Genomic DNA, 12,613 nt, shown 5'->3' with positions numbered 1-12,613 from the left:
AACATCGTGACTGTACAAAAAGCTCGCCTGCTTATTGAAGACTGGCTGCCCGTTGCTGAACTAGGCGTAGAATCCCGCCGAGAGCGGGGAGCCGCATCAGCTCTCCCACCGCTCTCCTTTCTCCACATATGGTGGGCCCGGCGTCCACTAGTGGCCTCCGCTGCTGTCGCGATCGCCGGCCTCCTGCCAACTTGGGATGACGATCTAGCCGCTGCATTTCCAGACGCTCCCGAACTGTCAAATGAAGCCGCGTATCGGCGCTGGCTCCTTCACTTGGTGGGAATCTGGGGTGACCCGGTGCACGGCCGTAAGGTTATCGACGCGGCCAACGCCGCAGGAGTGAAGCTCCAGGGCAATGGTTACGGGTATAAGCAGGCTTTTCGTAATGCCATTCCCCGGCAGGACATCGATTTGCTCCACGCAGTACTACGGCGAACGTGGGGAGAACTCCCCACGGTTGCAGACCCTACCGCCGGGGGTGGCTCTATCCCCTGGGCGGCAAGCAGGTTGGGACTGCCGGCCTTCGCCAATGACCTGAATGGTGTGGCAGCGAGCGTGCTAAAGGCCGGAGTTCAAGTGCCCGCGAGGCACGGTTCTGCGCTTGGGAATGACCTCAAACACTGGGGCAACATTCTCATTTCCCGCACAGAAAAGAGGCTCAAGTCCTTTTTCCCGTTGAATGCCGGCGAAAGAGTCATTGCCTACATCTGGGTGAACGCAATCACCTGCCCGCGGACCGGGCGTGCGGTGCCACTGCTGCCGGACAAGTGGCTACGCAAGGTCCCTGGCAAGGAAGCAGCCGTTCGACTAATTACAGAGATCGACGGTGTGCAGCTTTCTCAGCCTGAGTTCGAAGTGGTTTTGGGAACGAGCGTTGACAAGCAAGATGCCGCCGTCGGTACTACGGGCCGCGGGAAGGCAATCTCGCCGTACGACAATCTTGTCATCGACGGAGAATACATCAAAGCGGAAGCCCAAGGCGGCCGCATGACGCAGATGCTCTACGCGTTGTCCGTCAAGACCGCTGGCGGAGAACGGACATTCCGTGCCCCGACTCAGGACGATCTTGATGCCGTCGAGAAGGCGGACCGCGAATTCGAGAGTCTCAGGGACCGATGGTTTATGGAGGGCATCCTTCCGACCGAAGAATTCCCGGAGGGCAACGACCTTCGCCCCAAGCACTATGGATTGGATCGATGGGTTGATTTTTTCTCGCCCAGGCAAGCTCTCGTGCACGGGACATTCGGCGAAGAGTTCGCAAACCTAATCCCGGAAGTTCGGGCGGCCCTAGGTGACCGTGCCGACGATGTGCTCTTCGAGTTGGCTCTTATGCAGGGCAAGGCGCTGAATTACAATTCACGCCTTGGATCGTGGCATGTAAGCAAACAGGTTATGCGCAGCGTATTCGAGCGTCACGACTTTGCCTTCAAATGGACCTTTGCTGAGTTTGAAGGTGCCACCGCGCTTTATTCCTGGTGTTTGGATCAATTGCTCGATGCCTACGGCGGAATTGCCCGACTCCTGGATGAGACCGGAGCAGTCGATTACCAAGGTCAAGAACCACTGGAGCGCAAGGTAACGGTAACGCAGGGAAGCGCCACAGACCTCGCTCTCGATGCGAAGTCAATTGCACACATCTGCATGGATCCTCCCTACTATGACAACGTGATGTACGCCGAGCTGGCAGACTTCTTTTACGTATGGGAGAAACGGACGCTCGGCCGACTTGTCCCGGAGTTTTTCGGTGATGAGCTCAGCGACAAGGATAACGAAGCTGTCGCAAACCTTGCTCGTTTCGCAGCCCTTGGTCGGCGGAAGAAAGAGCTTGCCGATCTGGACTATGAAACAAAGATGACGGCCATCTTTAGTGAAGCTCGTCGTGTACTCCGCGATGATGGCGTCCTGTCGGTGATGTTCACGCACAAGCGTGCCGAGGCATGGGACACCCTTGGTATGGGCCTCCTGCAGGCTGGGTTCACTATCGAAACGTCGTGGCCGGTGAACACTGAAGCTGAAACCTCCTTGCACCAAGCGAACATGAACTCTGCCGCATCGACAATCATGCTCGTGTGCCGCAAACGGGACGATCGGGACGACGGCGTCCAGTCCTATCTTGATGACATCGAGCAGGATATTCGCCAAGCCGCTCGTGATGCTGCCCAGCGTTTCCAGCACGACGGTATTGACGGGGTTGACCTATTGCTGTCTACATATGGGCCAACATTGTCAGTCATTTCTCGTCATTGGCCCGTCTACTCTTCAACACCCGACGCCGACGGACGTGACCAACTCCTGCGACCGGAAGACGCGCTCAATATCGCACGTGAGGAAGTCGTCGATCTGCGTCGCTCACGACTTGTTGGGAATGCTCCGAAGGTCGATGATCTGACGGACTTTGTCCTCATGGCATGGGATATCTTCGGCGCACGCCAGTTCCCGTTCGATACCGCGCGCCTCCTGGCACTCGCGGTCGGTGGGTTGGATGTGGACAGTCTTGAACGCGCGAAAATCATCTCGAAGAGTGCGGGAATGGTGACGCTTCTAGCTCCCCATGAGCGACTTCGACGAACCGCCGACAGTGCATTGCCAGGCGTACGGCCGGACGCCGAAGCATTCGAATATGTAATTGATGCCGTAGACACTGCACTCTATATTGCCGCTGTCGACGGGACCCAGGCAGTGAAGCGCTTCCTGGACCGCCACGGGTATACAGGCGATGGTGCCTTTGTTTCGACCTTGCAGGGGCTCGTTAACGCCGTCCCGCGCACAAAAATCAAGGGCACTTATGTAGTACCCGAAGCAGAACTTCTTGACACGCTTTGCACCCTGTATTTCCCTGACGTTTCGCTGCCGGAAGCCGAGGAACTGGCGGTAGTTGCAACTGAACCAACCGCCACACTCTTCGAGATGTAGTGAGGTGGGAGACGACATGGCGGAAGGAATGCTGCAAGATGCAGTGACGGGGGAAACAAAAACGCCCAGCAATGTCGCGTCACGTTCCAACCAAACGGCAGACTCCTTTACTGACGTCGAAGTCAAAGGGTCGTACTCACCAGACGATCACCCCTTCGATGACTTCTACCTTCCGATGCTGGCGCGGGCAACTTCATACGATCGTGCCGTGGGTTACTGGTCCGCAGCTGAGCTTCAGCTGGCGGCCCAGGGTACGGCACGGTTCCTTGCAAATGGCGGTCGAATGCGGCTCATTGTGGGGGCGCAGCTCATGCAGCAAGACGTCGATGCGGTACTCGCGGGGCAACCGCTTGATGAGGTGGTGGCTGCCAGGTTACTCGCTGACCCGGAGATCGAGGGCGCAAAGATCGTTGAGCACGAGCATCTTGGAGTACTCGCTTGGATGGTAGCCAACGATCGACTGGAGATCCGGGTTGGTATTCCTCACGACGCCCGCGGGCGGCTACTGACGCACCAGGAGTCGGGTCGATACTTCCACACGAAGTACGGCATCTTCGTTGATCGCCATGGCAATCGGGTGGCCTTCAATGGTTCAAATAATGCATCCGTTACCGCCTGGACAAAGAACCACGAGACATTCGACGTCTATCCCTCCTGGCGGAGCGAGATATGGCAGTTCATCGGGGAAAAGAAAGTCCATGACTTCGAAAAACACTGGGAGGGAGAAGCCGATCCTGGGTGGCGGGTCATTGACCTTCCGTCCGCTGTACGCCAGCATCTCATCGAGCACGCGCCGCGGACGCTCCCCCTGCCGCCGGCGCCAGAGGATGAACGGGCCGAGCAGGAGGAGCGGGACGGACCGGCCCGAGAAGTGGATTTTGATGCGACAGCAGCATGGCAGGAGCTTGTTGATTTCGCGCAGGCTCCCAGGAAGTCGGCCTATACAGGTGTAGGTACAGCCTGGGTCCAACCGCTGCCGCATCAGGCCGAACTCATCAATCGTGTGGTTTCAACCTTCCCGCGCGGATACCTTTTTGCTGATGAGGTTGGCCTCGGCAAGACCGTAGAGGCCGGTCTTGTCATCCGCGAACTGTTCACCTCAGGTAGAGCAAAGAAGGCCCTTCTGCTGGTTCCCGCGTCTGTCATGAAGCAATGGCAGGAGGAACTGCACGAAAAGATGAACCTTGACGTGCCCAGGTTTGATAGGGGTGGATTTCTTGACAGATTCGATCAGCCGGTTGAGGTGGACGCTGCCGCAAATCCATGGTCAGCGTTCCCAATCGTCCTCGCCTCCAGCCACTTGGCACGTCGCCGCGACCGCCGAAGGCAGATTCTGGACGCCGGCCCCTGGGACATAGTTCTAGTGGACGAGGCGCACCACGCTAGACGTCGCGGATCCAAACCAACGGATACGCCTAACTCGTTGCTCGCACTCTTACTAGAAATGCGTGATCAGGACATGTGGCGCGCGCTCTACTTAGCGACGGCGACCCCGATGCAGATGAATGCCCACGAGGCCTGGGACCTCATTTCTCTACTGGGGTTGAAAGGGAAATGGGGACAACAGGCGTTTTTCTTCTTGGAGTACTTCACCAGGCTAGGGATAAACCCAAGAGTGCGAGGCTGGGCCCTGATGTGTGAAATGCTGCGCGACTACTTCTCGGATCCGCTCGCTGACTACGATAACGAGCTTAGGGCGGAGGTGGAGTCGGTGCTTGGTTGGGTAGGCTCGCTTGCTGTTCTGAATCTTTCGGACAATGAACCCTCCGCGGACATGTTGTCCCAAATGCCCAATGAGACATCCGAATGGATGGACAAATGGCTGCGCAGGCACAACCCGATGCGTGACCGAGTGTTTCGCAACACTCGTCAAACCCTGCGGGAGTATCAGGCAGCTGGAATCATCCCGGAGTCAGTCATCATTCCTTACCGGCAGGTAAACGATGAATTCATCGCACTGGCACCTAACGAGCGCAAGCTCTATGAGCGCATCGAGGAATACATTCGCCGTCACTACAACGCCTACAAGAAAGAAACTAAGCAGGCGCTCGGATTCATCATGACGGTCTACCGCCGCCGACTAACATCCTCGTTCGAGGCCATAAGGAAGTCGCTCCAGCGTCGCCTTGACGTACTCGAAAACGGCAAAGATCTGGGGGAGCTGTTTACGGAGGACGACCGCCAAGACATCGAACTCTTCGACCCAGAAGAGTTTGACGTGTCGGCTGACAGGCTCCGGGATGAGATCAATGAACTTAGGAAGTTCCTGAACGAGCTAGACACCATCACAGGCGAGGACACTAAAGCGAGCCAGCTTGTGCAAGACGTCAATCAGGCCCTTATGACCTACGACAGCATCGTTGTATTCACTCAGTACACCGACACTATGGACTACGTACGAGAGCGAATGATTCTGGCCGGAAACCATAGGATCGGGTGCTACTCCGGTCGTGGAGGAGAAATTTATGATCATTCCTCCAAGGGCTGGACGCTCGTCACAAAGTCCGACATCAAGAACCGCTTTCGCAATGGCGAACTTACTGTGCTCATCGGTACGGACTCCATGAGCGAGGGCCTGAACCTCCAAACTTCAGGACGCCTCATCAATTACGACATGCCTTGGAACCTCATGCGCGTTGAGCAACGCATCGGCCGGATCGACCGTATTGGTGCCACCTACCGCGACATCAAGATAACTAACTATTTCTACGCCGATACCGTTGAGGAACAGGTTTACAAGGGCATCGCACAAGACTACGGCGACTTCACAAACATCGTTGGCGAAGCAGCGCCCGTGCTAGCAAACGTAGAAAAAGCTATCGAGCAACTCGCGATGTCTGTCCAACTCACTTTGGATGACGTGGCCCAGCAAGTGGACTACATCCGCCAACAAGCGGGCGAGCTTCGAGACCAGCCCCTGAAAAAGGACGACTTCGGAAGCGCCCCCGATGTCACCGGGCGTGTTCACGCTCCACCCAAACTGGTCGGTGAAACGGGCCTGTCGGACATCGAACTGCTGCTGACGCGGAATGCACTCACCAGCCGGCTCCTGACACTGGAGGAGCCAACGTCCAGAATCTACCGCTTGACCATCCCTGGAAGGCACTCTGCAACATCATTTGACTGTCACTCCGGTCAGCCGGACGCCCAAGCGTACTTGAGCCCCCGGAATGCGGTGCAGACTGTCCGGGTTACCTTTAACCGCGAGGCTTGGGACGTTAGCGACGACCCCAACCTGATGCTCCTGACTTACGGCACCCCGCAATTGGCCGACATCCTGCCGGTTCAGCCGAACGACATGGACGTGTAGACACAAGCCCCGAAGATAAGATGTCTCTTCGTGAGCGAAGCCCCAGGACTCTTTGATATCCCGACTGATACAGCACCTGCTTTACATCAGGATCTGCCAATTCGGAGTGAACAGGTACAGCAGATACGTGAAGCGTTCGACAGGGCAGGTATCTCGGAGCAAGGGGAGCGGAAAGCACTGATCAATTCCGTTGTCATTCGGGACATTGCATCATTACGTGAGCTCCACGCGGTGGAAGTTCGGCGCGTGCTCAACACAATCGAGCAACGAGCACAAGGAAAGCCCAGTACAACTGGGTCTTCCTGGGACGACCGCGAAGAAGAGACTTGGATCGACAAACTCTAGGTATTGAGCGGCACGTTGGCCGCGCAATGTTGTCCGGCTCACAGTTTCCCCGCACGTGCGTGCTTCGGGCCTCAGATGTCAGTGATGTACTCAAGCAGCCACTGTTCAGTCAGGGGTTCGCGGCGCAGTTCGAAGGTCCGTAGCGGCGAGTCCGAGCCGCCGAGGCGAACCTGAACACGCCAGTGTTCGATATCGACGACGTTCCCGACGCCTACGGGAACGCTTCGGCGGGTTTCCCACCATGAGTCCCTGGTGAACCAGCGCACGGGTTCTTCAGCGACAGCCCAAATGCGTCCGTCATAGCGGACGGCCAGGGGAGTGCCGGCCTTGGTGAAGCGAACGTCCACCGGGGCGTTGAGGGTAGGAGCTTCTGGGGTGATGGTCATGTGCTTGTTGTCTTCCTGGGTGGTGCTGGGGTGGGGTGGTTAGGCGGCTTTGACGAGGGGGAGTTCATCCCAGTGGGTGGTGTATCTGGGGGAGAGCATGTCCCGTTTCATGGTCCAGTCCGGTCCGCCCCGGATCCCGCCGTGGCCCAGGCCGATGGACCCGCGTCCGTAGCGGCGGGTGACGTCCTCCAGCAGGGTCCCGATGTGCCGTTCCTCGTGGGGGTTTTCGAACGGGGACAGGGGTGCCTGGTTGCCGGAGGGGCGCAGGTCGGTGACCATGATCCCTGCCCTGGCGTACCTGACGCCCTCAACGATCCTGGGCAGGAGGGCGTGCCCGGCTTTGGTCAGGATCACCGGGTCGGCGGTCGGCATCGGTAACGGCACACACACGGACGGGTATGAGGTGTCTTTGGGGTTGAAGTGTGAGGTGCCGGCGAATGCGGTCAGGACCTTGGCCTGCAGACCGTGTTTGGCCAGCCGCGCTGAGGCCTGCTGCCCGTACACGCTCATGACCTGCCGGATGCCCGCCGCGGTGGTGATGGGTTTGGCGAAGGAGCGGGAGAAGATCAGCTGGTCCCGCCCGATCCGTTCCTCTTCCATGGGGATGCAGGGTGTGCCCTGCAGTTCCAGGACGGTACGCATCACCACGACGTTGAACTTGTCCCGGATGGCCACCGGATCGGCCCGAACCAGGTCGGCGATGGTGAAGATACCCATCCCGTTCAACCGCCGGGTCAGGCGCCCGGCGATGCCCCAGACTTCCTCGACGGACAGCCGGCCCAGCAGTGCCTCCCGCTCCGGTGCGGGGACGGAGTCCCAGTGGCACACCCCGTCGAAGGCCTTGTTGTTCTTCGCCCATTTGTTGGCCAGCTTCGCCAACGTCTTCGTGGGCGCGATCCCGACGCAGACCGGCACTCCGACGTTCCGCCGGACGGCCGCTTTCATCGACCGGCCCATCGCCAGCAGCTCTGCAGGGGAGCCTTTGACGCCGAGGAAGGCTTCGTCGATGCTGTAGACCTCCAGCCAGGCAGAGTACCGGCCCAGCAGCTCCATGACCCGGGCGCTGATGTCCCCGTACAGTTCGTAGTTGCTGGACAGTGCGACCAGGCCCCATTCCTTCGCCCGCGGGGCGAGCTTGAACCAGGGATCGCCCATGCCGATGCCCAAGGCCTTGGCTTCGGGGGAGCGGGTGACAGCGCAACCGTCGTTGTTGGACAGCACGATCACCGGTCGCCCCTCCAAGGAGGGGTCGAACGCGCGTTCCGAGGAGGCGTAGAAACAGTTCACATCCACGTGAGCTATCTGCGGCATGTGCCGCATCAGGGCCGGTTTAGACATGGTGCAAACACCTGGTGGCTACACCCCAGATGGTCAGGTCCGACAGGGCCGGGACATTGATGTCGGGGTAGGCCGGGTTCTCCGCTCGGAGGATCACGCCTCTGGGGGTGATCCGCAGCCGCTTGATCGTCAGCTCCCCGTCCAGGACAGCGACGACCACGGCCCCGTCGTGCGGCTCCAGCGCGCGGTTCACGATCAGCTCGTCCCCGTCGCTGATCCCGGCGCCTGTCATGGACTCGCCAGACACCCGCACCACGTAGGTGCTGGTGACGTCCTTAATCAAGTGCGCGTTCAGGTCGATCCGGCCGTCGAAGTAGTCCTGGGCCGGCGACGGGAACCCCGCCGCGACCGGCACGGGGGAGACCAGGACCGACAACAACGAAACGCCCGCGTCTATCACGCGGGGACCGATAATGACGCCCACAACACACCTTCATTCGAATATATGTTCGAGTTAATCAGTGTACGCGCCACGGCTGACAATGGGTGCCGGAAGCCCCGACGGCTCGTCTGAAGATCCACGGGGCCAGGAAACAAAGGCAGGGCAGAGGAGAGGACCGCCCGTTAGGGGCTATTGGCTATGCCGTCTGACGCGTCTTCGTTAGGGATTGGGAGTCGTTCCCTCGTCACGCAGGTTGCGGAGCGTGGAGGCTATGCCGCGGACGGCCGCTGCGTCCCCTTGCCACGGCTCACCATTACGGGTGCAAGCGTGAATATTCTTCACTCCGGAAGCCTTAGCTGCTTCGGTCAGTTCTGACCATGCCGCCTGCAGATCCGCCAGCTGATCAGCCGTCAAGGGTTCCGTCTCCGTTGAATCTCCCCCAGCGGCGACAGCAACAGCTGTATCTGCTGCTGTCGTCCTCCGGATTCGGAAAAACCCTCGTAGTCCCATATCGCCCTCTATGAAAGAAGTCCCGCCGGTTGCCGCCCCTCCCGACGTCCGCTGCAACTGGCAGCACCGTCGCAGCGGAGGCAGCCTGCGGTCGGCGGGAAAGCTGAGGGTCCGAATTCCATTGGAATACGGACCCTCAGCCGGGTAAACATCCTGCTGCTTACGCTTTCAAGCATGTCACATAGAGGCTTACGCCGGAGATTTAGGCCCTACCGTCACCGGCCCGGGGGGAGCAGCCGGTGACGGGGGCAGTACAAAGTTTCGTCCGAAAGCCCTGGTTTCCGCTGCGCTTCAACCAGTTGTTGGGCGTCCGCTGGCGCGGCCGGCTGTTGGGTCCAGGGTGCGCCGTCGCAGAGCTCCGGACCCCCTGGCCCTGTCTTGTCTACGACGTTTTCTGGTTGCTGTCCTTCGGATTTTAGGCGTCCGCTCCACCCCGTCTAGCCCCTCCTTCGTCGGGGCCTGCGGTGCAGGAAATATCCCTCCGGCGCTCGTTCCTCGCTTATTTCCTCCGGGAATTTCCCGCCCCTTGCCCTGCGGGTAGACAGGGCTCCGTCGGCCGCCGAGCAAGCAAGCTTGCCAGCAACCAAAAAACAACGGGGGAGAGGGAAGCTGGCCGGTCACCATGGCCGCCCCCACCCTCCACGTCTCTGCAAGGACAAAAACCATGAACGCAACACCCACGCTTGAAATGCTTGACCCGGCCACCCTGACCGTTGACGTCAACGTCCGGAAGGACGCTGCCTTGACTGGCGATTTCATTGCCAGCATCAAGGAACACGGCGTGATGGAACCCGTGATCGCCCACCGCAAGGACGACGGAACCGTGCACGTCCTGATGGGCCAGCGCCGCACCCGCGCCGCCGTCGAAGCGGGACGGCCCCTGATCCCCGTGATGATCATCGAGTCCCCCGAGGAAGCCGAACGCATCGTCACGCAGGTGGTGGAGAACATCCAGCGCGCCGAACTGACCGAAGCTGACGAGGCCGACGCCTACCACCAGCTGTCCCTGATCGGCGTTTCAGCGGCCGCGATCGCCAAGAAGACCGGGCGGACCAAGACCACCGTCGAATCCGCCCTCAAAGCCAAGTCCACCGAGACCGGAGCCGCCGCCCTGGGCAAGGGATACACCATCGAAGAAGCCCTGATTCTGGCTGAGTTTGAGGACGACGAGGAAGCCACCTCCGAACTCGAGTCGGTCATCATGGACGAACCCGACATGCTCCTGCACGTCACCCAGCAGCTGCGCGACAAGCGCGACCGCGCCGCCGCACTGGCAGCACTCACCGCAGAGCTGGAAGCAGCCGGAACCATCGTCGTTCCCGAATGCGGGTACGGAGAGGACAGCGAAACGCTCCGCGTTACGTCCCTGAAAAGGGCAGACGGGGAACCGGCCACCGACGAGGATGGCAACGCCGTCTACATCGAGACGGACTATCGCGGCCAGCGCTCCGCCGTCGCCGTCGTGACCGGCTGGAAAGACCTGGGCTTCACGCTCCGCTACTACAGCGGCTACGGCACGTCCTCGGCCCCGAAAGGGCCCATGACCGACGAGCAGAAGGCCGAACGGAAAACCCTGATCGAGAACAACAAGCTGATGCAGTCAGCTACCACCGTCCGCCGCGAATGGGTCAAGAACCTGCTGGCCAAGAAGCAGGCCCCCAAAGGCTGGCAGTACTTCATCCTCCACGCGATCACCCACCACCCCGAAACCGCCAGCGGCTACGAGGGAAAGGTGGCCGCTGAAATGGTCGGAGCCAAGGTCGGGGAATCCAACCAGTGGGCATGGAACCCCCTCCGGGACCACGTCGCAAAAACCACCGCCCGCCCGGAATTCGGCCTGATCGCTCTGGTCTGCGCAGGGTACGAAAAGACCATCCAAAAAGACTCGTGGCGCTCACCGTCCCAGACCCACCGGGACTACCTGAACCAACTGGTCCTCTGGGGCTACACCGCATCGGAAACTGAGCAGATCATCATCGACAGCGGCAAACCGGTCGAGGACGAACCAGCGGTATAAAGACCCCTTGCCGGGCGGACCCACCGCCCGGCAAGGCCCCAGCCAATCACCACAGGCGGGGACAGAACCTTCCAGAAGTCGGGCGGTCCGCCGCCCAGGGCTAACCACAGCAACCACTCACCAGCGGCGGACCGCCGTCAGCGCACCACCCAGAATCCCAGGACAACAGCCGCGCTGCAGCAACGACGCTGAGCACGCGCGCTGCCACTACATCAGTTAGACTGACCATAGATTTCTTGCAGAGAAACCCGAAAGGAGCCGGCACACGCCGGCTCCTTTCCGGGTTAACCGGGAACCATCCCCATGGACCAAGACTTTGAGAATCCGGGACCCCTCAGCCTGGGGCGAGCTTCTTTCAGCCGGGACGACACCCATCCACTCCCACATTCCACCCACGACCTGCACGTCACCGAACCTGACCGGAGTCTTCCACGGCGCAAGGGGGCTGCCGCTGGAGGAACCGGCGGGGATGACCACAGTTGCCGGCGGCGTCACCAACCTTCCGCCCCGTGGTTCCCGAAGCTGTGCAGAGGACTTCTGACAATCGGTGCAGTCAGCTTCTGAAATCGACAAATGGACCGAAATTTCCTTGCAATGAATTACAGCTAGTATGCGGGTAGATATGTTAAGGAAAACCCCTGAAATAAGCGGTAAAACCCCTATTCTTTCAGTTGAATGATTGATAGAATTGAGGTAGCAAGTCACCCAGACGAACGAAACTTTTTTGATACGAAACCAGGTGCTGAAAATGACTGCTTCACCAACCGCCTACACGGTCTACACCAAGCCCGACTGCCACAACTGCGAGAAGACGAAGGACTACTTCGACTCCAGAGGCATCACTTACACGGTCGTGGACATCACCGAAGTGCCGGCAGCGCTGGAGTACATCACCGCCGAGCTGGGCTACTCCCAGGCGCCCGTGGTCGTGAACAACGCCGATGACCAGGACCGCTGGTCGGGCCTGCGCCGCGACAAACTTGTCACCGCCTCCATGAAACACCACGCCCGGGAAGGGGCCACCGTATGAGCATCAGCACCGACACCATCACCGCGATCTTCGACCGCCATGACGTCCAGGACGAGCACCGGCAGGATCCCGAACTCCTCGGCGCCGCCTACGCGATGGCTTTCCTGGAAGAACCCAACGGGGGCGCGGAACAACGCTTCTACGACGCCTGGACCATCCTGCCTGGCGACACCCCCGACGAGCCGTCCTACGAGATGCCCAACCGGGCGATGCTCACTGAGGTCTACGACGCACGCATCCGCCACCGCAGCCACGTCCTTGAAATGGAGGACCTTATGGCAGAGGCCGATCCAGCCGGTTCTTAGCCCTCACCCGGTCACCCCCAGCCCGAGGGGGTGACCGGGTGCCCAGTACCCGCCAATACGAAACCAACGAGCGTGAG

The 12,613-nt window shown here is 59.9% G+C and carries 9 protein-coding genes; 6 read left to right on the top strand and 3 right to left on the bottom strand.

All coding sequences use genetic code 11. From position 1 onward, the window contains the following. Positions 1–6: 6 nt before the first annotated feature. From J2S96_RS16985 to J2S96_RS16975, 3 genes are read left to right on the top strand one after another with little or no spacing between them, the layout of a single operon-like run. The gene (locus tag J2S96_RS16985) at positions 7–2,913 is read left to right on the top strand and encodes a DUF1156 domain-containing protein (RefSeq protein ID WP_306866025.1); all 2,907 of its coding nucleotides are present in this window, start codon (positions 7–9) and stop codon (positions 2,911–2,913) included. Positions 2,914–2,929: 16 nt separating this feature from the next. Next, positions 2,930–6,223, top strand: a complete 3,294-nt coding sequence (locus J2S96_RS16980; protein ID WP_306866023.1) for an SNF2-related protein — start codon at positions 2,930–2,932, stop codon at positions 6,221–6,223. Between the two features lie 30 nt (positions 6,224–6,253). Further along, positions 6,254–6,568, top strand: a complete 315-nt coding sequence (locus J2S96_RS16975) for a hypothetical protein (RefSeq protein WP_306866020.1) — start codon at positions 6,254–6,256, stop codon at positions 6,566–6,568. A gap of 71 nt (positions 6,569–6,639) precedes the next feature. On the opposite strand, the gene J2S96_RS16970 is transcribed toward J2S96_RS16975, so the two are convergent. Genes J2S96_RS16970 through J2S96_RS16960 form a run of 3 tightly spaced genes read right to left on the bottom strand, consistent with a single transcriptional unit; the run spans position 6,640 to position 8,716 of the window. After that, positions 6,640–6,954 carry a hypothetical protein gene (locus J2S96_RS16970; RefSeq protein WP_306866017.1) on the bottom strand — a complete coding sequence of 105 codons (315 nt, stop codon included), beginning with the start codon at positions 6,952–6,954 and terminating at the stop codon, positions 6,640–6,642. Positions 6,955–6,993: 39 nt separating this feature from the next. Next, positions 6,994–8,292, bottom strand: coding sequence for a Y-family DNA polymerase (locus J2S96_RS16965; RefSeq protein WP_442319939.1), 1,299 nt, complete (start codon positions 8,290–8,292; stop codon positions 6,994–6,996). Beyond that, complete coding sequence (locus tag J2S96_RS16960; protein WP_306866014.1) at positions 8,285–8,716, bottom strand: LexA family protein; 432 nt, start codon at positions 8,714–8,716, stop codon at positions 8,285–8,287. Before J2S96_RS16960 ends, J2S96_RS16965 begins: the two co-directional genes overlap by 8 nt. A gap of 1,132 nt (positions 8,717–9,848) precedes the next feature. Between J2S96_RS16960 and J2S96_RS16955 the strand changes: the two genes are divergently transcribed. The 3 genes from J2S96_RS16955 to J2S96_RS16945 all read left to right on the top strand — a co-directional run bounded on the left by J2S96_RS16955 (position 9,849) and on the right by J2S96_RS16945 (position 12,536). Next, positions 9,849–11,201 (top strand): ParB/RepB/Spo0J family partition protein, encoded by a 1,353-nt coding sequence (locus J2S96_RS16955; protein WP_306866012.1) that lies wholly within the window; start codon positions 9,849–9,851, stop codon positions 11,199–11,201. Positions 11,202–11,949: 748 nt separating this feature from the next. After that, positions 11,950–12,231, top strand: coding sequence for a glutaredoxin family protein (locus J2S96_RS16950; RefSeq protein ID WP_306866010.1), 282 nt, complete (start codon positions 11,950–11,952; stop codon positions 12,229–12,231). Further along, positions 12,228–12,536 (top strand): hypothetical protein, encoded by a 309-nt coding sequence (locus tag J2S96_RS16945; RefSeq protein ID WP_306866006.1) that lies wholly within the window; start codon positions 12,228–12,230, stop codon positions 12,534–12,536. The genes J2S96_RS16950 and J2S96_RS16945 overlap by 4 nt, the downstream gene beginning before the upstream one ends. Positions 12,537–12,613 lie beyond the last annotated feature (77 nt).

It is taken from the genome of Arthrobacter bambusae (genome assembly GCF_030812595.1).
Classification (GTDB): domain Bacteria; phylum Actinomycetota; class Actinomycetes; order Actinomycetales; family Micrococcaceae; genus Arthrobacter; species Arthrobacter bambusae_B.
This window is presented reverse-complemented; position numbering and strand designations above follow the sequence as displayed.

Bases quoted from the DNA above. Each gene is read 5' to 3' on its own strand.
- J2S96_RS16965 (WP_442319939.1), bottom strand. From the start codon at position 8,292: ATGTCTAAACCGGCCCTGATGCGGCACATGCCGCAGATAGCTCACGTG.
- J2S96_RS16950 (WP_306866010.1), top strand. From the start codon at position 11,950: ATGACTGCTTCACCAACCGCCTACACGGTCTACACCAAGCCCGACTGC.
- J2S96_RS16955 (WP_306866012.1), top strand. From the start codon at position 9,849: ATGAACGCAACACCCACGCTTGAAATGCTTGACCCGGCCACCCTGACC.
- J2S96_RS16945 (WP_306866006.1), top strand. From the start codon at position 12,228: ATGAGCATCAGCACCGACACCATCACCGCGATCTTCGACCGCCATGAC.
- J2S96_RS16970 (WP_306866017.1), bottom strand. From the start codon at position 6,954: ATGACCATCACCCCAGAAGCTCCTACCCTCAACGCCCCGGTGGACGTT.
- J2S96_RS16980 (WP_306866023.1), top strand. From the start codon at position 2,930: ATGGCGGAAGGAATGCTGCAAGATGCAGTGACGGGGGAAACAAAAACG.